At 68.9% G+C, this 19942-nt stretch carries 17 protein-coding genes and 2 pseudogenes; 4 read left to right on the top strand and 15 right to left on the bottom strand.

Annotated elements, in window-relative coordinates:
* Nucleotides 1-456: 456 nt before the first annotated feature.
* From J7E93_RS23005 to J7E93_RS22980, 6 genes and pseudogenes are all read right to left on the bottom strand, one after another.
* On the bottom strand, nucleotides 457-927 hold the full coding sequence (locus J7E93_RS23005; protein ID WP_215071833.1) for a DUF3995 domain-containing protein: 471 nt from the start codon (nucleotides 925-927) through the stop codon (nucleotides 457-459).
* Between the two features lie 35 nt (nucleotides 928-962).
* Nucleotides 963-1304 (bottom strand): DUF6191 domain-containing protein, encoded by a 342-nt coding sequence (locus J7E93_RS23000; RefSeq protein WP_215071832.1) that lies wholly within the window; start codon nucleotides 1302-1304, stop codon nucleotides 963-965.
* A 323-nt stretch (nucleotides 1305-1627) separates the two neighbouring features.
* A complete protein-coding gene (locus J7E93_RS22995) occupies nucleotides 1628-3124 on the bottom strand; it encodes a UDP-N-acetylmuramoyl-L-alanyl-D-glutamate--2,6-diaminopimelate ligase (RefSeq protein ID WP_215071831.1) in 1497 nt (498 codons plus the stop codon).
* Nucleotides 3125-3350: 226 nt separating this feature from the next.
* Entirely contained in the window at nucleotides 3351-3506 is a 156-nt protein-coding gene (locus J7E93_RS22990) for a hypothetical protein (protein WP_215071830.1), read from the bottom strand.
* A 524-nt stretch (nucleotides 3507-4030) separates the two neighbouring features.
* Nucleotides 4031-4857 (bottom strand): annotated as a pseudogene (locus J7E93_RS22985) (creatininase family protein).
* Between the two features lie 571 nt (nucleotides 4858-5428).
* The gene (locus J7E93_RS22980; protein WP_215071828.1) at nucleotides 5429-6178 is read right to left on the bottom strand and encodes a TioE family transcriptional regulator; all 750 of its coding nucleotides are present in this window, start codon (nucleotides 6176-6178) and stop codon (nucleotides 5429-5431) included.
* A 58-nt stretch (nucleotides 6179-6236) separates the two neighbouring features.
* Here J7E93_RS22980 and J7E93_RS22975 point away from each other — a divergent pair, with 58 nt between their 5' ends.
* Nucleotides 6237-7454: an erythromycin esterase family protein gene (locus tag J7E93_RS22975; protein ID WP_215071827.1), complete on the top strand. Its 1218-nt coding sequence runs from the start codon at nucleotides 6237-6239 to the stop codon at nucleotides 7452-7454.
* A gap of 215 nt (nucleotides 7455-7669) precedes the next feature.
* On the opposite strand, the gene J7E93_RS22970 is transcribed toward J7E93_RS22975, so the two are convergent.
* Nucleotides 7670-8530, bottom strand: coding sequence for an NAD(P)-dependent oxidoreductase (locus tag J7E93_RS22970; protein WP_215071826.1), 861 nt, complete (start codon nucleotides 8528-8530; stop codon nucleotides 7670-7672).
* Between the two features lie 44 nt (nucleotides 8531-8574).
* Here J7E93_RS22970 and J7E93_RS22965 point away from each other — a divergent pair, with 44 nt between their 5' ends.
* A complete protein-coding gene (locus tag J7E93_RS22965; RefSeq protein ID WP_215071825.1) occupies nucleotides 8575-9204 on the top strand; it encodes an ABATE domain-containing protein in 630 nt (209 codons plus the stop codon).
* A 134-nt stretch (nucleotides 9205-9338) separates the two neighbouring features.
* The gene (locus J7E93_RS22960; RefSeq protein WP_215071824.1) at nucleotides 9339-10379 is read left to right on the top strand and encodes a vWA domain-containing protein; all 1041 of its coding nucleotides are present in this window, start codon (nucleotides 9339-9341) and stop codon (nucleotides 10377-10379) included.
* A gap of 292 nt (nucleotides 10380-10671) precedes the next feature.
* Here J7E93_RS22960 and J7E93_RS22955 read toward each other — a convergent pair whose 3' ends face one another.
* The 4 genes from J7E93_RS22955 to J7E93_RS22940 all read right to left on the bottom strand — a co-directional run bounded on the left by J7E93_RS22955 (nucleotide 10672) and on the right by J7E93_RS22940 (nucleotide 14709).
* The gene (locus J7E93_RS22955) at nucleotides 10672-11748 is read right to left on the bottom strand and encodes a kelch repeat-containing protein (RefSeq protein ID WP_215071823.1); all 1077 of its coding nucleotides are present in this window, start codon (nucleotides 11746-11748) and stop codon (nucleotides 10672-10674) included.
* Nucleotides 11749-12611: 863 nt separating this feature from the next.
* Complete coding sequence (locus J7E93_RS22950) at nucleotides 12612-13490, bottom strand: endonuclease/exonuclease/phosphatase family protein (protein ID WP_215071822.1); 879 nt, start codon at nucleotides 13488-13490, stop codon at nucleotides 12612-12614.
* A gap of 56 nt (nucleotides 13491-13546) precedes the next feature.
* On the bottom strand, nucleotides 13547-14092 hold the full coding sequence (locus tag J7E93_RS22945) for a YceI family protein (RefSeq protein ID WP_215071821.1): 546 nt from the start codon (nucleotides 14090-14092) through the stop codon (nucleotides 13547-13549).
* Between the two features lie 134 nt (nucleotides 14093-14226).
* Nucleotides 14227-14709, bottom strand: a complete 483-nt coding sequence (locus J7E93_RS22940; protein WP_215071820.1) for a carboxymuconolactone decarboxylase family protein — start codon at nucleotides 14707-14709, stop codon at nucleotides 14227-14229.
* 183 nt (nucleotides 14710-14892) lie between these two features.
* Here J7E93_RS22940 and sigJ point away from each other — a divergent pair, with 183 nt between their 5' ends.
* Entirely contained in the window at nucleotides 14893-15867 is a 975-nt protein-coding gene (gene sigJ, locus J7E93_RS22935) for an RNA polymerase sigma factor SigJ (protein ID WP_215071819.1), read from the top strand.
* Nucleotides 15868-16352: 485 nt separating this feature from the next.
* Here the strand turns inward: sigJ and J7E93_RS22930 are convergent, their stop codons facing one another.
* The 4 genes and pseudogenes from J7E93_RS22930 to J7E93_RS22915 form a co-directional block, all read right to left on the bottom strand.
* On the bottom strand, nucleotides 16353-16745 hold the full coding sequence (locus J7E93_RS22930) for a MerR family transcriptional regulator (RefSeq protein WP_215071818.1): 393 nt from the start codon (nucleotides 16743-16745) through the stop codon (nucleotides 16353-16355).
* Between the two features lie 1006 nt (nucleotides 16746-17751).
* Entirely contained in the window at nucleotides 17752-18441 is a 690-nt protein-coding gene (locus J7E93_RS22925) for a maleate cis-trans isomerase (RefSeq protein ID WP_251066942.1), read from the bottom strand.
* A gap of 191 nt (nucleotides 18442-18632) precedes the next feature.
* Nucleotides 18633-19670: an MBL fold metallo-hydrolase gene (locus tag J7E93_RS22920; RefSeq protein WP_215071816.1), complete on the bottom strand. Its 1038-nt coding sequence runs from the start codon at nucleotides 19668-19670 to the stop codon at nucleotides 18633-18635.
* Nucleotides 19667-19913 (bottom strand): annotated as a pseudogene (locus J7E93_RS22915) (PaaI family thioesterase); the annotation flags it as partial. The pseudogene J7E93_RS22915 and the gene J7E93_RS22920, both read right to left, overlap by 4 nt.
* Between the last annotated feature and the right edge of the window lie 29 nt (nucleotides 19914-19942).

Below are 19942 nucleotides of genomic sequence, written 5' to 3'. Positions count from 1 at the left end.
AACTGGCCTGCAGCCTCATATACCTCCGCCGCCTGCGAACCTCATTCTGAAACGATCAGTTAGGCGCTCTCCGGTGAACGGTGGGCCGGGGACGGGCAGTGATGCGGTCAGCGTCGTGTGGTGAACGGCATCTACTGCCGCGAGTGCATGGGCGTTCCATGGCGGGAAGCCCGTGCGCTACGGGAAGTGGAAGACGGTCTACGGGCGCCACCGACGCTTGTCGGCCGGTGGGGCCTGGACCCGTGTCTGATGGGTCAGCGAGCCTGCGGTGCCTGGTCGAAACCTGCGCATCCGCCGTCCCAGCAGCTGCGGTCGAGGCAGCGGCCATCGGTCTCGGCAGGACCGACGTCTCGGGCAGCAGGCGCAGCGCAAAGACGTACGACACTGTGGCCCACCGTTCCCCGGTCTTGGGGGCTTCGCGCTGTCGGAGTGGCTGTGGGAGGGCCGGCGGAGTCATCAGCTTCTGGACGGAGGTGGCGGTTCTGCGTCGGTACGCCTGTGGGACCGAAGGGCGGCGAGACCGAAAGCCAGTCCTCCGGCAATGAACCAGGGGTTCCACAGGGCGAGCGTCCAGGCCCGCTGCGCGGCGTCCACGGAGGTGTCCAGGTGTGTCGTGTTCGTCAGCAGCAGCACCTCGATACCGATGCCTCTGACCAGTAGGAGGGCACTGACGCCCCACCCGAGCGACCTTGTCAGGAGAGCGGGAACGCCCCGGAGCCTTGGCCGGGCAAGCAGCCATGCCAGCAAGGAGCCGAGGAGGCAGAGCGCACCCGCACCCCACAGACCGGCTACGACGAACCACAGCGGGCTCTCGGTGGCCAGCGGGCCGGCGGAGATGCTCAGCCCCACATCACCGCCGACGGCCCAGTAGAAATGCAACCCGGCGAACGCGGCCGCCCACAAGCACGCGATACGCCCCCACAGCATGGACGGTTCTGCACCTGTCCCCTCCGGTTCGCGTCTCACCGCCGGTCCTCAAGGACACCGCGGCTCTCAGCGAACGGGGGGTCCGCTTCCTGTGGCAACACGATGAACGCCGTGCCCTTGGTCAGGTCAATGCTGGAGCGGGGCGGCGCACCGTCGCTCTCGTCGTCCCGCCGCAGCAGCTCCACCCGCCGCTGCTCCAGTTCCACCGTCTTGTTTCCGTTCACGACCGCCGTGAATTCATCGAAGGCGATGTTCGACAACGACCGCCCCGTGCGCCTGTGTAGCCAGGGGATCAAGCCCAGCCCCGTGAACCATCGCCAGGCGCTCTCCACCAGGGCGAACAAGGCAAGCAGACACGCGAAGGCCGGGAACGACATAAGCCAAATCACGACAGATCGTCCCCCATCGTCCTCAACACCGTTGATTGACGGAGGGGCGGACGTCGTCCCCCTCGGACGTGCGGACTGCCCCTCGGCCGCCTCGTCAGGCTCGTCCGCCTCGTCTCGCTGATTGCCATGGGATCACTGTTCTGCATCCGCGGCGCGCAGGGATCAGACCGGCGTATGATCCGCTTCCCCCGTGCGGCGGAGGCGCCGCCATGGACCACATCGGCTCCGTCGGCGGATGCGGCACCACCAGATCCTCATCAGGGATCCGTCGGAACCAGTACGCCCGGCGAAGCCGGCCGAGTCACGTGGGTTCAGGGGAGCAGGCGGGAGGCCAGGTCGCGGACGGTTGCCATGTCGTTGAAGGGGAGCAGGTCCTCGCCCACGATCTGGTGCGGTTCGCTGCCCTTTCCGGCGATCAGGACGATGTCTTCGGGCTGAGCCGCAGACAGTGCGAGGGCGATGGCCCGGCGGCGGTCGGCGGAGCGTTCGTACGGTGTGCCGGTGGCCTCAATGCCGGGGGCGATCTGGTCGAGGATCTCCTCGGGGTTCTCGGTGCGGGGGTTGTCCGAGGTCAGGACGCACAGGTCGGAGTGGGTGCCGGCGATGCGGCCCATCTCGGCGCGCTTGGTGGTGTCGCGGTCCCCGCCGCAGCCGAAGACGGTGATGACCCGGCCTCGGGCGAAGCCGCGGATGGCCGTGAGGACCTTGTCGAGGGAGTCGGGCGAGTGCGCGTAGTCCACGATCACCGACGTGCCGACGGGGGTCACGAAGCGCTCGAACCGGCCCGGTACCGGCGACATCTGGGCGAGCGCGGCGACCAGTCCGTCCAGGTCGTGCCCCAGGACGTGGCAGGCGGCGACGGCCGCCAGCGCGTTGGACACGGAGAAGCGGCCCGGGACCGGGATCGCCGCCGGGTAGGCCCGGCCGGCGTGGTTCAGCGTGAACCGCGTGCCCGAGGCGTCCGCGACCAGGTCCGTCGCACGGAAGTCCGCCTCCTCGTCGAGACCGTAGGTCGTCACCGCGTCCGGCATCATCGCGCGGATGCCGACTCCCACGGCGTCGTCCACGTTGACCACCGCATGTCGGCACAGCCCCTGGAACAACCGCAGTTTGGCGTCCGTGTAGTGGGCCATCGTGCCGTGGTCGTCCAAGTGGTCCTGGGTCAGGTTGGTGAAGACGCCGACGTCGACAAAGGTCCTGTCCATCCGGTACGTCTGGAGGGCCATCGAGGTGGCCTCCAGCACCACGCTGCCGGTCCCCTGGTCCCGCATGCGGCCCAAGAGGTACTGCAGGTCGGGCGATTCCGGTGTGGTCAGCACCGAGGGCGGCATCGGGATCACCTCGTCGCCGATCCGGCTGCCCGCCGTACCGATCACGCCCACCGAGGCGCCCTCGGAGATCCTCAGCAGCGACTCGACCATGTAGGAGATGGAGGTCTTGCCGTTGGTCCCGGTGACGGCCACGAGGTCCATGTGCCGGCCCGGCTCGCCGAAGTAGCGGGAGGAGACGACCGCGGCCGCCTTACGGGTGTCCGGCACCCGTACGACGCACGCCGCGGGCAGCAGCTCCCGTCCGGAGGGCGCGGCGGCGGCTCCCGCCGCGTCGACGAGCACCGCCACCGCCCCGCGCGCGAGCGCCGCACCGATGGAGGCGGGGCCGCCGCCTCGGTGGCCGGGTACGGCGATGAAGAGCGAACCCGGCACCACCCGGTCGACGTCGAAGGTGGTGCCCGCGGTGATCCCCGTCGACTCGGTGTCGCCCTGGATGACGTGGTGCTCGTGGCCGGTCAACAACCCGCTCAACTTCACGGTGGTCCCTTCGAAGACGGCTACGGCCCGGCGTGCGGCCCTCGCCTGGCGGCAGCGCCGACGGAGTGTCGGGACTGCGGTGGTGGGGTGGGAAGGGCGATGCGTCGCCCTCGAGGCGGCGGGGGCCGGTCGGAGCGCGGTGATCAGGCCGGGCTGCCGGAGCGGGGTCCGTCGCGGAAGGTGGTGCGGCGGGAGGGAGAGTGGGCCCGGGCGCGGTGGGGAAGCGCTAGCCGTGGCCGTGGAGGACGCCGCGGCCGACCGTGGGGGCCTGGGCGTCGGCGGCGGTACGGGGGCTGACGCCCGTCCGGCCCGCGGAGCCCGCACGCGCGGCAGGGGCGGCCTGCGGCAGGCGCTCCCCCGTGAAGCCTCGTGTGCGGTTCATGGGCCGAGTGTACGTGCGCTTCCGGGACCCGTACGCCGTGTCCGCTCGTCGGTCGCGGAGGACCACCGCTTCGCGCCGCTTCCGGTCACAGCGCCAGGGAGCGTCTTGTCGATCACTGGTCGAACCGGATGAGCGTGCAGGCGAGGGTGATGGCGGCGAGGTAGCGGCCAGGGTGCTTGTCGTGGCGGTGGCGGCGGTGCCACGCCATTGATTGAGGCGGTGGAAGGCGCGTTCGACGACTTTTCGGTGAGGGTAGGCGGTCTTGTCGAAACCGCGGGCCCTTCAAGGAGCTGGCTATGCCCTCGAGTTGGTCGAAGCGTCGGGGGACGGTGGCCCGGGTCGGCGGCGGTGGGTCCGGAACGAGCGGGCCGAGTAGCCCTTGTCCGCGCCAGTGTCGCGGCCCGGCGACACGCTGCGCTGCGATGCGACGCAATGCGATGCAATGCGATGCGACAAACTCGCCATCGCCTGCCAGGCCGCGTTCCACCTTGCGGCACTCCTCATCTGGATCCGAAACTGACCGATCACAGCCGAGCGGCCGCGGCTCCTTCACCTGGCTGCTTCTGCAGCGAACTGATCACCACGCCTGCCATGGCACGAGCCATACGCTCATGAAATCGCCAAAGGAAGGGATCCCGAGGGCTGGGAGCACCGAAGAAGCCTTGGGGCGTCACCCGCCGGGCGTGCTCTCCGCCCTTCCGCCATTCGGCCAGGTCTGCCGGTCCCAGGGCAGTCGGTTCGAGTCCGGCCATCGCTTCATAGTTCACCGTCTCGGGAAACCAGCGCATCATCAGCGCACTTTCGATCTCCTCCGCGTGGACGCCCAACTCACCACTCAGCTCAAGCCCTTCGAACAAGGGCTGCAGGGCAAAGGTGGCCACGACGGGTGTCTGCGCGGCGTTGCCCAGCCGGTCGGCGATGAAGTCGGGCTCCACGAGCACCACCCCAGATCGCCCCGCCTCGTGCTGGCCGTTCACCACTTCAAGCAGCATTTGATTGTGGGCGATGTCCCCCTGGTGGTTGATCACGAAGATGCGGTCGAAGCCGTCCGTGGCCAGCGAGTCCAGGATGTCGGTGTGCAGCGCGACGGCGGTCTCACGGCGGGTGCGAACGTTCCCCCGAAGCTCGCGGACACCTGGTTGATTCCCCAGAAGACCGGTGGAGCGATCAGTGTCTCCACTCCTCGCTCCACCAGTTCGGCCTTCACGAGCCGGCTCAGCTGATAGGCACCGTAGGCATCGGTCCCCAACGGAAGATGCGGACCGTGCTGCTCTATGACGCCGGTGGGGAGCAGCACACATGCCCCTCGCTCAGCCGCCGCCTCCACCTCCGGATACGTAAGATCAGCCATCGTTTCGGCGAATATCGAATAACCACCTGCCATTTGGGACTCCTTCCCCCGTGCATGCTCATTCGGCTCGTCGGCCGCAAGATGATCTTGGCTAACAGGTGGTGGGCACCGGAATCACGGGCATCGACTGCGGCTCTGACCGGATATTGGAGGAAGCCCACAGATGTACGGCAACGCTGCCCGCGGGCCCTGACTGTCGACTGGCCCGCCGCTGACCGAGGAGACAGGAGCTGGTCCCGGTCGGCTGGAACGTCCCGGTGGACGGATACGCGGACGCGCGGGGAGTGGACATCCGGCAACAACAGGGCATGCAACCGCAGCAGCGGGACCGCGGCCAGCCGACCCGGGCGGGGCGGGCTGCAACGAGGCGCCCCTGTCCCAGACGGGGAACCCGGATCACCTCCAGGACGTGCTCGGACTGTGGGGAATCACCCCACTGTCCGGCCGTGGCCTGCGGCCTCTGCGTGAGCTGGCTGCGGTCGATGAGGGATATGGCTCAACCCAGGATGAGGCCGGCATCGGCGGAGGGTCAGCCGGGACGGCGCCGTTGGTGACGGCCGGCGACCGAAGCTCATCCGCGCTTGCGGAGGTACGTCTCCAGCTCGGCGGCCCCGGTCAGCATCGCCCGCCCGCGGGCAGACAGCCGGCCACACCAGTCGCACAGTGCGGCCTCCAGCGGCTCCAGGCCGCCCGCCGCCCGCACCTGGGCGATCAGCGGGGCGATCTGCTCCAGCAGGTACCCGCCCCGCCTGAGCTGGTGAGCCAGCCGGGCGTCCCGTACGTCGGCCTCGTCGTAGACGCGGTAACCGGTCATCGGGTCGCGGCGCGGGCGTACCAGCCCGGCGCGCTCCCACTTGCGCAGCGTCGCCGGCCGGATGCCGAGCTTCCCTGCCAGCGGCCCGATGAACGTGCCGCTCGCCCCGGACACCGCGGCTGACTCGGACCCCACCCCCGGCTCAGGCGGCGTGGTGCGCTCCAGGTCGCGGAGGGCGCTCTCCACGGCCTGGAGGGTCCGCCGGTCGTCGAGGAGCTGGGCGTGGCTCTCGTCGATGAGGCGGAACGCCTCGTCGACCGCGCCCTGGTTCACGGCCCGCATGATCGATGTCGCCGTCTGGTGACCATGGCCGGGCACCAGGGCGAGAAACGCTCGCAGGGCCCCCGCGTGCAGCGAGGTATAGGTGCGGTAGCCGTGGGGTGTGCGACCGGCGGCCGGAAGGATGCCGGCCTCCTCGTAGTTCCTGACCGCCTGCGTGGACAGACCATGCCCGCGCGCCAGATCAACCGGCCTGAGCCGCTCACCACTTTGAAGGTTTCGTCCCATGAGTCTGCCGTTGTCGCGAGAAAGTTTCAATCGAGGGTTCAACGATAGCGTTTAGTGCATGGCTACTGACATCAAGGACACCGCCCATGCCGTCGACGCCGCCGCGGTCATGAGGCTGCTCCCGGCCCGGCCACGGCTGCTCGCCCTGGGCGAGCCCACCCACGGCGAGGACACTCTGCTCGGCCTGCGCAACGAGCTCTTCCGGCAGCTCGTCGAGGAGGAGGGCTACCGGACGATCGCGGTCGAGAGCGACTGCATGATGGGCCTGGTCGTCGACGACTACGTCACCTCGGGCACGGGCAGCCTCGACGAGGCCATGGAGCATGGATTCAGCCACGGCTGGGGAACCTCCGCGGCCAACCGCGAACTCGTGCGCTGGATGCGCGCCTACAACGTCCGCGCCGAGAACGACGGTCGGCCCCCGTCCGAGCGGCTCCGCTTCGCCGGCTTCGACGGCCCGCTGGAGATCACCCACGCCGCGAGCCCCCGGCAGGCCCTCACCGCACTCCACGGCTACCTCTCGACCCGGGTGGACGCGGGCCTTCTCCCCTGCACCGCGGACACGCTCGACCGCCTGCTCGGCGCCGACGACCGGTGGACCGATCCGGCGGCGATGATGGACCCGGCCCAGTGCGTGGGGCAGTCGGCCGAGGCCGGTCAGCTGCGGCTGCTCGCGGACGATCTGGTGGCGCTGCTCGACGCGCAGACGCCGCATCTGATCACGGCGACCCCGCGGGACGACTGGCACCGGGCGCGCCTGTACGGGCGCACCGCGACCGGCCTGCTGCGCTACCACTACTGGATGGCCGACACCTCACCGGCCCGCATGACCCGGCTGTGTGCGCTGCGGGACTTGATGATGGCCCACAACCTCCTTGCCGTCGCGGGGCGGGGCCTGGCACTCGTCCATGCCCACAACTCCCATCTCCAACGCGAGAAGAGCACGATGCAGATGTGGGAGGGGCCGGTGGAGTGGTGGAGCGCCGGGGCGCTTGTGAGCGCTCAACTCGGTAAGGAGTACGCCTTCGTGGCCACGGCCCTCGGCACGATCCGGCACCAGGGAGTGGACGCGCCGCCGCCGGACACCGTCGAAGGACTCCTGTACGCGCTTCCGGACGACCGCTTCATCATCGACGCCCCGCGGCTGACCACCGCCCTCGGCGACACACGGCCCGCGCCCCGTGTATCCCCCTGGTTCGGCTACGCCCCGCTCGACCCGGCCCACCTGGCGGGCATCGACGGCATCGTGTTCGTCAAGGACGTCTCGCAGAGCTAGTGCCTCCCGCAGCAGTCCGGGGTGCCGGGGCGCCTCGATGCGCGGGAGGCGTCCCGGCCGTCAACGGCGAACACAACCGCTCAGCGCCGGCCTCCCCCGGGCGCCGCAGGCTGGTGGCCTCCGCGTGGGCTGGCCCGGTGTCCGGGCACACACATCCCGCGTCGAAACGACCTTGCCCGGCCCGAGCGACGGTCACGGTCATCGGCCGTCGGTGGTCACCGCGGTTGCTGTTCCGCGATGACCGCCCAGTCGTCCGCCCCGTGACCCTCGGCGATGGCCTGATCGAAGACAGCCTGCAGCAGCTGACCGATCGGGAGCGGAATGTCGTGGTCGATCGCCGCATCGAGTGCCAGGTGGAGGTCCTTGCGGCCCAGGACTGTGGAGAATCCGGTCGGCTGGTAGCGCCGTTCGGCGATCATCGACCCGTAGCCCGCGTAGACGGCGCCCGGGAGTGTCGAGGTCAGCAGTTCGACGAACTGCCCGGAGTCGACGCCGGCGCCTTCCGCGAGGCTGACGGCCTCGCCCAGTGACTGAATAGCGCAGGCGATCAGATAGTTTCCGAGGATCTTCACGATGTTGGCCTGCTCCGGACGGTCGCCGAGTCGCCACGTCCGCGAGCCGATCACATCGAAGAACGGCTGGGCGCGGTCGATCTGCCCCTCCTCACCGGCCGCAAGGATGTTGAGTGCTCCGGCTTCGGCGACCGGGACGCGGCCGAAGACCGGTGCCGCGACGTACCCGACGCCGGACTCGGCGTGTGCTGCGCCGGCGCGGCGAGCCAGGCCGGCACTCACCGTGGCGAGGTTGACGTGAACTGTCCCGGCCGGGGTCCGGGAGAGGACACCGGAGTCGATGAACGTCTCGGCGACGGCCCGGTCATCGGACAGGACCGAGAAGACCACCGGCGAGTGCATGGCCTCTGCGACCGAGGCGGCACGACGGGCACCCGCTGCAACGAGCTGCTCCGCAGGTGCGTCGGAGCGGTTCCACACCACCACGTCGTGGCCGGCCTTCACGAGGTTGTGCGCGATCGGTCTCCCCATCGCTCCCAGACCGATGACCGCGATGCTGCTCATGCAGAGCACGTCCCTTCCGTTGAACCGTCTAAGACAGTTCAAGGATGGCATGGAGTTACCATCATTTCGAACCGACTAAGACGGTTCGACGGGTGTTGTCGCTCGCTGCGGAGTTGAAAATGGCCGAGGACGTACGGCGTGTGTTCCGGATGGACAACGAGGTCTTGGCGTTCCGATTCACTGCCACCGTCAGCGACCGAGCCGGCATGGAGCCGAGGGAGCGGCTGACCGACCCCGCACGACTGAAGATGTGGCTGCAGGCCACAGGACTGGACGTCACAGACGTGTCGCCGGCCGATCTGGAGGACGCCGTCGAACTGCGTGAGGCGATCTACCGAATCGGGTCGGCGATCGCTGCAGGTGAACAGCCGAATGCAAAGGACGTCCGCACCCTCAACACGGTCGCTGCCGCCGGACACGCCAAGGCTGCACTGGCGCACGACCGCGCAGCATGGCATCTGACCGACTCGACCCCCGTCCGTGACGCCCTCGGCGTCCTCGCCACGGATGCCATCCACATCCTCGGGGGCCCCGATCGCAGCCGCATCAAGAGATGTGAAGGCCCTGGGTGCGCGGGGCTCTATCTCGACACCAGCCGGGGAGCCAACCGCCGTTGGTGCTCCATGAACACCTGCGGCAACAAGGTCAAGAAGTCACGGCTCGCCGCGAACTGACATCCGGGGTCTCGTGCGGCGTCCCGGCTGCGCCCCCTGCTCGGGTGGGTTGTTCATCCAGCCTGCGACCAAGATCGATTGTCAGTGGTGGGTGAGAAGGTAGAAGCATCGAGTCGGAACGAGGGGGAGCTGCCATGTCCGGAAATCAGAACTACATCAATCACGTTGCTCTTGTGTTGGATGCCAGTTCGTCCATGTCGCGTCTGAGCCGCAAGGTCGTCGAAGTAGCCGACCAGCAGATCGAGTATCTCGCCCGCCGATCGAGGGAACTGGACCAGGAAACCCGCGTCACCGTGTACGTCTTCGCGGACAAGGTGGAGTGCGTCATCTACGACAAGGACGTACTGCGGATGCCGTCCCTGAAGCAGCTGTACCGGGTCGGTGGAATGACGGCTCTTCTGGCGGCCGCGTTGAAGTCGCAGCGGGAGCTGGCGCAGACAGCTCAACTGTACGGCGACCACAGCTTCCTGACGTTCGTACTGACCGACGGGCAGGAGAACGCAAGTCATCGCTGCCCGGATGCGCCTACCAAGGATCCGCGTGAACTGGTCGCGGCGGTGGCTCAGATGATCGAGACGCAGGAGGACAACTGGACGCTGGCCGTCCTTGTGCCGGACCAGATGGGCAAGCGCGAGGCCATGCGGGCCGGATTCCCCAAGGACAACATCGCCATCTGGGACGCCACGAGCACACAGGGCCTGGAGGAGGCGGGGCAGGTCATCCGGGAGGCCACCGAGAAGTTCATGGTGGGCCGCTCCCAGGGCATTCGGGGATCGCGGGCGGTGTTCTCCACGGGCGCGGAGACGGTCAACAAGGACACGATCAAGGCGGCCGGTCTCACCCCGGTGAATCCGTCGGAGTATCAGCTGATTCCGGTGGCTCGTGACGCGGCGATCCGGGAGTGGGTCGTCGAAAGCGGTCACACTTACCGTACGGGTTGTGCGTTCTATCAGCTGAGCAAGTCGGAGAAGATCCAGGCGCGGAAGCAGATCGCGGTGCTGGAGAAGAAGACGGACCGGATATACACCGGGCCGGAGGCCCGAGCCCTCCTCGGCCTGCCGGACACGGAAGTTCGCGTCAAGGCGGACCACAACGACGATTTCACGATCTTCGTGCAGAGCACCAGCGTGAACCGGAAGCTCGTACCGAACACGCGGCTGCTGCTGATGAACTGACACCTCGCAAGCCCCCGGCGGGTTCCGGAGGATTCGTCGCCCGGCACACCCCACCGCAGAAGCGCCGGAGACCCAGGCGGCCGTGCGTCTGTCTCAGCTGCCCCAGCTGCCACCGCAGCGTACGAACCGACCTGGGTCTGCGGGCGGCTCGGCAGCTGGGTCGGTCCCGCCGGATCTGATCGGGTTGTACGCCGATTGCTCGCTCGACAACAAAGCCACCGGCAGAGCCTGGGGCTTTGTTGTCGAGCAGACCTATCGAGGCCGCGCGTCCCGGTTCGGGATGGTGCGGCTGTCAGTGACCGACGGGAAGGGCGGCCACGGAGCTGAGAGCCGCGAAGGGAGAATCGCCTGCGCCACCGATGGCGTACACGCAGGTGTGCTTCACGCCTCGGACGTCCTTGGGACACGGCGCCGTCGCGGCCGCCAACTCGAAGCGGGCGGTGGTCAGATCGGGTAGGGAGCTCCAGGCGTTCGTGGCCGGGCTGAAGACCTCTGCCGTGTTCGTGGCCAACTCCGTGAAGTCCGTGAAGCCGGCGATGGCGTACACGCAGGTCTGCTTCACGTTCCTGTCGCCCCTGGGGCAGGGGGCGGAGGCCGCGGCCAGAGCGACTCGTGTGGTGCTCATGGAGGCTACGGCCCGCCAGGTGTTCGTGGCCGGGCTGTACGCCTCCGCCGAATCGAGGATGTCGTCGGTGGGGTCGAAGCCGCCGATGGCGTACACGCACACGCCGCGCAATCCCTCTACATCCCTGGGGCAGGGCGCGGTCGCCGCTCCGGGAGCGTCGCGGAGGGTGTTGAGCGAGGGGAGCGTGTGCCAGGTGTTCGTGGCCGGGCTGTACGCCTCCACGGTGTCTCCGAAGGCGCCGCCGATGGCGTACACGCAGGCGCCGCGCAATCCCTCGACGTCCTTGGGGCAGGGCGCGGTCGCCGCGGCCGGGAAGCTGCGGGCGGTGGGCAGGCTGGGCAGCGTCCGCCAGGTGTTCGTGGCGGGGCTGTACGCCTCCACCGTGCCCACGTCGTGCGCGGGGTCGGGCCACTCGGTGCCTGTGAAGCCGCCGATGGCATAGACGCACGTCCCCTTGAGCCCGTCCACGCCCTTCGGACATGGCGCGGTCGCCGCCGTCAATGCGTAGCGGGCGGTGGGCAGGTCAGGCAAGGTCCGCCAGGTGTTCGTCGCTGGGCTGTACGCCTCCACCGTGTCCAAGGTGGGCGAGCCGTTGTGCCCGCCGATGGCGTACACGCACGTGCCCTTCAGGCCTTCCACATCCTTGGGGCAAGGCGCACTCGTGCCCGCGAGGCCATGACGGGCGGTGGGCATGTCGGGGACCGTGAGCCAGCCGCTCTGAGCGTTCGCGACCGTGGTGGTCAAGGCGAGCAGTGGCGTCAGTAGCGCGACGAGCAGCCATCGGGTCCCAGGGCCCCGCAAACGCGGGCGCCGGGACGGGATGGGAGCACCCCTCCCTGACCCGCCTCCTGCATTCGTCAGCAATGTCTTCACCCGCGTCCGTCCTTTCACGCCGATAACCACCATCGATGGGGTACATCACGCCGAGTAATCAACACCGGGCATTTCATGACGCTAGGTAGCCATCGGGTGGGCCGCACCTGCTGCTGAGGCAAACGGCTGAGCTCGCGGAGCCAGGGGCGCCAGGCTGCGACGATCACTCGCATGAGGGGTTTGGTCCCGTTGGACTCATCGGTGGCCCGCGCAGCGGCTTCGGGTCGGTCAGGGCCGGTACCTGGTTCCCTCTGCGGTCCCGTCGCGGTCCCGTCGCACTGGACGCGTAGATGCGACCCGGCGCGAGCAGCCCTTCGGGCAGGGCCGGCCATCACCGGCTTCGCGGGCGTGATGGAGCAGTCATAGCCGGCATCGTGGAGCGCCTGCGCCTTTGGCCTCGGTCCCGCGGTGGGCCACCGCGGGACCGAGGGGGGCGTCCGCAGCGGGACCTGGGCGAGCTGAGTGAGTTCGAGTGCGCCAGGCGTCATCGGCCCCAGGCCCGTACCTCCGTGCGAACCATGGCCGACAACGCTCCACCGGCCGCACGCAAAGCACCGAGGGCCAGCACCACACCCAGGGCTGTCGCGCTCATCTCCAGGCCCCCAGCACGTACAACGCCCCAGCGTGCGCGCACCGCCCCCTCTCCTCCTACTGCTGGTGGGAGCTGGCCCCGCCATGGGGGGCGGAGACCTTGTCGCGCGGACGCCGCCGTGAGTGCGGAGTCGGCTCCGTTTCTACCCGGAGGTGAGCAGACCCACTTCGAGGTCGGCGACGACACCGAAATGATCGCTCGCCCATACGCCGTCGACGGGTTTGTCGAAGGCGAGTTGGGCGCCGCGCACGCGGGCGAAAGCGTTCGGGTGGGCGTGCGGCGAGCCGACGAAGATGTAGTCGATCCGGCGGTGGTGGCCGGGCTGGCGGACCAGGAGCTCGATGTCCTCGGCCGCCTGGGGGTTGTCGGAGGTCCAGGTGTGTCCGGGACCGGCGCCCGCGACCTCCCACGTGTCGTGGAAGTGTGTGCTGCGGCCCGCGAGAGACTGCCGACCGGTCAGGTACCGGATGCCGGCCGCATCGGGCTCCGCGTTGAAATCACCGGCCATGATGGTGGGCAAGGCGGTGCGGTGCCGGGCGTCCAAGTCGCTCAAGGCGAGTACTTGGCGCTCCCGTTGGGCTTCGGCATCGAGCCGGAACGACAGCGTGGGCGCGATGAAGAGCATGTCTCCGGGCTCGACGAGCGGCCTCGCCGGCCCCGACGGCGGCAGCGGAGGTGCCAGCGGCACCCGAGCCGCCAGGGTCAGCCATGGGACGTCGGGCGCGTCCGTTCCGCGCTGATCAAGGACTTCCACGATGCGATGCGGCTGCCGCGTCGCGATCGCGGTGCCGCCGTAACGATCCGCGTGGGGAGGCGGTGTCGCACTCGTCTGCGACTGGTGGGTGCCGTGCAGCCCGGTACCGGCGATCAGGTCGGGCAGTTGGTCCGGCAGGACCTCCTGAAAGGCGACGAGGTCGGGCTCGAGCCGCCGCAGTTCGGCGTTGATCAGTGCGGTCCGTGTGGTGGCGTCACCGCGGTTGTTCCATATGTTCAGCGTCACGACACGCAGGTTCGTCGCCATCAGGTTTCCTGTCCGTGGGTAGGGGCTGGGGTGGTGCAGGGGTGGAGCGGCCCCCGTCAGAGCCGCCGGACGACGGTGACGTCGAACTCCAGCATCACCTTCGAGCTGACCAGGGCCGTGGTCACGGGGTTCCAGTTCACGCCCCAGTCCTCGCGCTTGATGGTGGCGCTGCCCTTGAAGCGGACCCGGAAGTCGCCCTGCGGATCGGACGCGGCCCCGATCAACTCCACGTCGAAGGTGACTGGTTGAGTCACGCCACGGACGGCGAGGTCATCGGTGACCTTGAAATGCGTCTCGTCGACCTGCTTCACGTTCGTCGAGGTGAAGGTGATGGCCGGGTGGTTGTCCGCGTCCAGGAACTTGCCGCACAGCAGGTCGTCGCGCTGCGGATTGTGGGTCTGGACGCTCTTCGCCTGGATGGTGAGCCGTGCGCCGGACTTCGACGGGTCGCCGCCGTCGAGCCGCGCACCCCCCTCGAAATCCTCGAACTGTCCGCGCACCCTGGTTGCCATCGTGTGCCTGGCGACGAATCCGACCCGGGTGTGGGTGGTGTCGATGACGTAGTCGCCGGTCAGCTCGTCGGGCTTGGTCGTGGTGGACATGGTGGGTCACTCCTGGAGAGGGAGGGGGATGCGGTTCGGTCTTCTGTCGGCCAGCCCTCTGGACTGCGTCAGCCGGCCGTCTGTCTTCCGTCTGTCTTCCGTCTGTCTTCCGTCTGTCTTCCGTCTGTCTTCCGTCAGCCGAACTGGCCGGGCTGGCCGGGCTGGTAGTCGCCCGCGGGCCGCTGGGTGATGACGTTCATACGGTTGAGGGCGTTGATGAGGGCGATCAGCGACACCAGGGCGGCCAGCTGCTCCTCGTCGTAGTGCTTGGCCGCGTCCGCCCAGGCTTCGTCGGTGACACCACCGGCCGCGTCGGCTATGCGGGTGCCCTGCTCCGCCAGCTCAAGGGCGGCCCGCTCGGCGGCGGTGTACACCGTGGCCTCCCGCCAGGCCGCGACCAGGTGCAGGCGGACCGAGGTCTCCCCGGCGTGCGTGGCCTCCTTGGTGTGCATGTCGACGCAGAAACCGCAGCCGTTGATCTGACTGGCGCGGAGCAGCACCAATTCGCGTGTCGAGGCCGGCAGCGGCGAGTCCGCGATGACCTTGCCCACCGAGACAAGGTGCTTGACGGCCTTGGCCGCGACCGGGTTGGACAGGAAGTCGAGACGGGTTTCCATGGGCGAGCTCCTTTGTGTGTTCATGTGCGTCATGTTGCTGGGGTGGGTGTTCGGGGGTTCGAGTTCGTCCCAGCAGTACGACGAGACAGTCCGCCGGAATGTCAGGCGGCCCACCCACCTCACATTCCGAGGGGCTGTCTCGTCGTACTGGTGACAGAAGACGGCCAAGGGAGCAGCGACATCATGAGGACCCAGTCCCGATCCCGATCCGAGACACGATCCGGGCCAGGAGAGGGCCGGCTCGAACCGAGCCTGAGCGTGATCACCAGCGAGCGGCGTCAGTTGATCAACCTCGCGTACCGGCTCCTCGGCTCCCTGGCCGACGCGGAGGACGTCGTGCAGGAGACGTACGCCCGCTGGTACGCCATGCCCCGTGAGCGGCGGAAGGCCATCGAGTCCCCCGGCGGCTGGCTGACGACGGTCGCCAGCCGGATCTGCCTCGACCTGCTCGGCTCGGCGCGGGCCCGGCGCGAGAGCTACGTGGGTGAATGGATCCCGGAGCCAGTGCCAGATCGCACGGAGTGGCACAGCGGGCCGTCGGACGGCGGGGCGGTCGACCCGGCCGACCGAGTCACTCTCGACGAATCCATCAACATGGCGTTCCTGGTGGTACTGGAAGCGATGACTCCGGCCGAGCGCGTCGCGTTCATCCTTCACGACGTCTTCCGTTACTCCTTCGCGGAGGTGGCGGAGATCGTCGGCCGTAGCCAGGGTGCGTGCCGTCAGCTGGCCTCCTCGGCCCGCCGCCGCGTACGCGCGGCGCACGCTCCCCCGACTCAGGCTCCGACCCCGGCGGCCCAGGCCCAGCGCGCCGACATCGTCAGAAACTTCAAGCAGGCGTGGGAAGCCAAGGACATCGACGCCCTCATTGGCCTCCTCGACCCGGACGCCGTCGGGCTCGCCGACGGCGGCGGCCTGGTCAGCGCCGCACCTCCGACCGGAGGCAGCGAGCAGATCGCGCACCACTTGGTCGCCATCGCCAGCGCCGCGCCCGATCTGTCGTTCCTGGAGCGAACGGTCAACGGTCAGCCCGGCCTGGTGGTCCAGCAAGGTGGCGTCACCATGTCGGTGATGGCGTTCGACATCGCGGGGAAGCGGATCAGCCGCTTCTGGGCGGTACGGAATCCCGAGAAGCTGCAGCCTTGGCTGGTGAGCTGAGGGCGCCCCGCGGCGTCGAGGGGCGGGCCGAGCCCGAGCCCGGGTCCGGGTCCGAGCCCGGGTCCGAGCCCGGATCCGAGGAGTCCGGTGCGCAGCGCGAGAGCCAGCTGCCGCCCGCCCCTGTGGTACCCGGCCGGATCTACCCCTCCCCTCTCCGAGGAGCCAGTCGAGCCCGAGCCGGGACAGGCCCGTACCCGTTCCTCCGGTTGCGGTGTGGCGCCCCGGCATCTCATGCCGGGGCCACACCCATGTGCCGCTTGTCATCCGGCCAGGGGGCAGAGGCAGCCGAACTCGTTCCGGTTTGCCGCCCTCCAGAGCTGGGACAAGATCGCGAGAGTTGCACGTCGCTCCCCGGATCCCCCCTCGCCACAGACTCGTCAACGGCCGGGCAGGCTCACCGGAATCTGCGTGTCACGGCGAAGGTCTCGTGCAGGAGCCGGACCCACTCGCGCATCGGCTCGCAGCGCTTGCGGGGCACCAGCTCGTTATGGTCCTGTCTGTGGCTGTGGTCCGGGAGCTGTGGTGGCGGCAGCCTGGTTGGGGGTTGCGGCCGGTGGGTTCGCCGCCTCGGCGGCGCGGCGGTATTCGGCGTTGATACGCCGGGCTTCTTCGAGTTGGTCTTCGAGGATGACGATGCGGCAGGCAGCCTCGATGGGCGTCCCCTGGTCGACCAGCTCCCGAGCTCGAGCGGCGATACGCAACTGGTAGCGGGAGTAACGCCGGTGGCCGCCAGTGGAACGCAGAGGGGTGATGAGACGGGCTTCACCGATGGCACGGAGGAAGCCCTGCGTGGTGCCGAGTATCTCGGCAGCCCGCCCCATCGTGTAGGCGGGGTAGTCATCGTCATCAAGACGGCCGTAGGAGTCGTCTGCTGTCATCGGCACCTCTCTGTGAAACGCGTCGAGGGGCCCTGGCGCCGAACCGGCACCAGGGCCCCGAAGGAACTGCTACACCATCTGTCGGCCCTCATACTGCGCCGACCTTCTGTTTCCGCGGACCCAGCCTGACTGCTGCCGGGGATGCGGGGATCGCGGTTGCGTGACCGGAGACCACCTGCCTATCGATGTCCTGCGGTACCCGGACTCCATACCTCCATCCGGGCGATCCTGATGGCGCTCAACTCCTCCGTTCTTCCCTCCGAACTGATCACTCACCAAACAGGTACTGCGTACTGCTCATGGCGGCCCCTGATCACTGCGGGCCACCCGGTCCGGCCGTCAGTCCCGTCGCCCGTCCTGCAACCGCTCTGGCTTCGGAACTCCACCACCGCACCGTCCTGCGAACTGCGACTTGCGGGTACTACTGCCCGGCAGGTCATCTCTGCCGGGCCCTTCTCGATCTCGGCTACGAGAGAAACCGTAACCGCCCCACAGCCCAATGTCTACTCCGGCCAACATAGATTTTCACGTGTTCGACCACGAGATAGTCACCCTCGAACAGGGCACGGTCAGCACACCGGCCCAGTAACCTCTCCGGGCCGCCCTGCCCAACCGCCAGCGGGCCCTTCACCGGGCAATGAGGCACCCCGACCGGCTGCGGTCGGGCAAGTCGAAGCGCCGGATACGGCCGAGCCGGTCTCGACCTTCTCCGGATCCGCGTCTTGCTCAGTGGATCGGTCACGTTCCCCATGGCCAGAACGGCGGCCCAGCCGACCTCATGGACGGCGAGATGGTGTGCGTCCCCGTCGGCGTCCTGATCATCCTCGGGCTGCGGCCGGGCGTGGACCGGAAGCCCCCCGCGTGCTGCCTCTGGCGGCGGCGCGGCGTTCGGTCGCATGTGTTGCGCCTTGCATGCGGCTCTTGGAGGTTGATGTGGTCGGCGACCGCCGGCCGTGAGCCGCCTGCGCAGGCATCCCGGCCGGCCCTGGGACTTCCGGTGCCCGGCTCAGGGGTGCATCGGTGCTCTGAACAGCTGGCCGTAGTGCACGATGTCGCGGGTCTCGGAGCCTGCCGCATGGAGCGCGGCCCACAGGAGGACTTGGTTGGCCGTCAGGACGGGGCGTGCGGTGGTGCGTTCCAGCGCCTCGATGACGGAGACGGCGCGGAAGCCGTTGCCGCCAATGACGACGGCTTCGGCGGTGTCGGGTACGTGTTCGGCGACCCAGTCATGGAGATGGCGGGGCTGGATGAGTTGCTGGCCGCTGGGAAGGGAACACGGACCTGCGAACGTCACCTCGAAGCCGGCTTGCTGGTAATAGGCGCGACCGAGTTCGCTCAGCGCCGCGTCGAACCAGGGTGGATCGATCAGGCAGATGCTGGTGGCCCCCACAGCGTGCAGGGCCTGGACGGCGGCGGCACAGGTGGCGACCAAGGGCAGGCCCCGGGCCCGCTGGGACAGGCGGGTGAGCATGTCGGCCTCGCCGCGTGCACCGATCACGTACGCCGAGCTCGTGAAGGCAAAGGCGATGGCGTCCACCGGCGCCGCGGCCATCAGTTCGGCGGCGTCGTCAACATGCGGTGGTTCCGCGAACGCACGTACGGGGCCGAGGGGAATCGTCGCGTCCATCTGCCCGCCGGAGCGCATCGCGCCAAACGGCACACGCGCTGCGTGAATGCCCACGTCGGACGGTGCCATGGCACGCAGTTCCGACTCCGGCCCCACGTCGGCGTGCGGAGTCAGCACTCCCAGCCGTACCCGTACGTCCCAACCGTCCGCGTGCCACATTCCTCCACTATCCCGGCTGGGCGCCACGGCCTCTTCACGCCTCGCCGAATCTCAAGATCGGTGGTCGGCACCATGGCGGTCCAGGGGGTGAAATGCCAGGGCTATGGGGCAGGCTGTTCCACAGGGCCTACCCCAGGCAGTGGGTCCCGTCGGGTCCTGCCTTCGCCTGTACCCATGCCGCCATGCCGGGTCCAGCCGCGATCCCGACCGTCGGCATCGGCCCCCGGGAACGACTGTGACGCGCAGGTACCGGCCGCTTGGAGGACCACGGCGCCGCTTGCCCGCGTGGTCGTGACCAGTTCGGTGGCGAGAGTCTCCGGCGCGCGGTCGCGGTCCAGGAGCCGTGCGGCGTCGGTCAGCCAGGCCCGCGCCTGCAGGTACGGCTCGACCTCGGGGGCCGGGAACCCTTCGCGGATCATCAGGGCGAACGCGAAGATCCGCCGCGCGCCGTACCAGACGGCCCCGTCCGGATCGTCCACGAGGCGCTGGGCACGGCGCAGAGCGGCGGCGAACGCCGCGGCCGGGTCGGCGGGGATCGGGCCGTGGGAGGGCAGGATCACGCGCGGGGCGGGGTCGGCCATCCGCTTGAGGGAGGCGAGGGCGGCGGCAGCCGCCTCGAGCCCGTCGACGGCGAGGTTCACCCAGCCGACGTCGCAGTCCGACAGCGCGTCCCCGACCATGAGGAGCCGCTCCTCCGGCTGCCACAGCGCGAGATGGCCCGGCGTGTGCCCGGGAGTGCGGACGACCTCCCCGTCGGTGTCGCCGAGGCGGAGGACCTGCCCGTCGTCGAGCGGCATGTCGACCGTGTACGGGGCGACGGGCTGGTCCAGGTACTCGGCCGCGCAGCAGCCCGGGTCCCGGCGCCCGATCGCCTCCGCCTTCGGCGTCCCGGCCGCGATGGCGCCTTGCGCTTGGAGGAGGGCGTTGCCGCCGACGTGGTCGGAGTGCCAGTGGGTGTTCACGACCAGCCCGATCGCACCTGCGTGTGCACGGGCCCACGCGGCGGTCTCCTCCGCGTGGCCGACGAACCCGCTGTCGACCAGGGCAGGCTGGCCCCCGTTCAGCAGGAACGTGTTGGCGTCGGGGAAGGGCCGCTGCCACCACGTCACCCAGGACGGCAGCGAGGGGTGGTCGCTCACTGCTCGGGCCTGTTCACGCGGATCAGCGTCTGCTGCCCGTTGGCGACGAGCTTCCGCTCGCCGTTTGCGTGGACGCCGTACACCTCCAGCCGGCACACGGTCAGAGTACGTCCGGACTTCAGGACGCTGCCGATCGCCTCGAGATGGTCGCCGGCGGCGGGCTCGAGCAGGTTGATCTTGTAGCAGGTTGATCTTGTATTCGACGGTGAGGACCTCGCAGTCCTCGGGGAACAGCGTGAGCGAGTAGTCACCGGAGGAAGGCGGCCCCACAG

Origin of the sequence: Streptomyces sp. ISL-36, from assembly GCF_018614205.1 — a bacterium.
Taxonomy (GTDB): Bacteria; Actinomycetota; Actinomycetes; order Streptomycetales; family Streptomycetaceae; genus Streptomyces.
This window is presented reverse-complemented; position numbering and strand designations above follow the sequence as displayed.

Bases quoted from the DNA above. Each gene is read 5' to 3' on its own strand.
- J7E93_RS23005 (WP_215071833.1), bottom strand. From the start codon at position 927: ATGCTGTGGGGGCGTATCGCGTGCTTGTGGGCGGCCGCGTTCGCCGGG.
- J7E93_RS23000 (WP_215071832.1), bottom strand. From the start codon at position 1,304: ATGTCGTTCCCGGCCTTCGCGTGTCTGCTTGCCTTGTTCGCCCTGGTG.
- J7E93_RS22990 (WP_215071830.1), bottom strand. From the start codon at position 3,506: ATGAACCGCACACGAGGCTTCACGGGGGAGCGCCTGCCGCAGGCCGCC.
- J7E93_RS22980 (WP_215071828.1), bottom strand. From the start codon at position 6,178: ATGGGACGAAACCTTCAAAGTGGTGAGCGGCTCAGGCCGGTTGATCTG.
- J7E93_RS22975 (WP_215071827.1), top strand. From the start codon at position 6,237: ATGGCTACTGACATCAAGGACACCGCCCATGCCGTCGACGCCGCCGCG.
- J7E93_RS22970 (WP_215071826.1), bottom strand. From the start codon at position 8,530: ATGAGCAGCATCGCGGTCATCGGTCTGGGAGCGATGGGGAGACCGATC.
- J7E93_RS22965 (WP_215071825.1), top strand. From the start codon at position 8,575: ATGGCATGGAGTTACCATCATTTCGAACCGACTAAGACGGTTCGACGG.
- J7E93_RS22960 (WP_215071824.1), top strand. From the start codon at position 9,339: ATGTCCGGAAATCAGAACTACATCAATCACGTTGCTCTTGTGTTGGAT.
- J7E93_RS22950 (WP_215071822.1), bottom strand. From the start codon at position 13,490: ATGGCGACGAACCTGCGTGTCGTGACGCTGAACATATGGAACAACCGC.
- J7E93_RS22945 (WP_215071821.1), bottom strand. From the start codon at position 14,092: ATGTCCACCACGACCAAGCCCGACGAGCTGACCGGCGACTACGTCATC.
- J7E93_RS22940 (WP_215071820.1), bottom strand. From the start codon at position 14,709: ATGGAAACCCGTCTCGACTTCCTGTCCAACCCGGTCGCGGCCAAGGCC.
- sigJ (WP_215071819.1), top strand. From the start codon at position 14,893: ATGAGGACCCAGTCCCGATCCCGATCCGAGACACGATCCGGGCCAGGA.
- J7E93_RS22930 (WP_215071818.1), bottom strand. From the start codon at position 16,745: ATGACAGCAGACGACTCCTACGGCCGTCTTGATGACGATGACTACCCC.
- J7E93_RS22925 (WP_251066942.1), bottom strand. From the start codon at position 18,441: ATGGCACCGTCCGACGTGGGCATTCACGCAGCGCGTGTGCCGTTTGGC.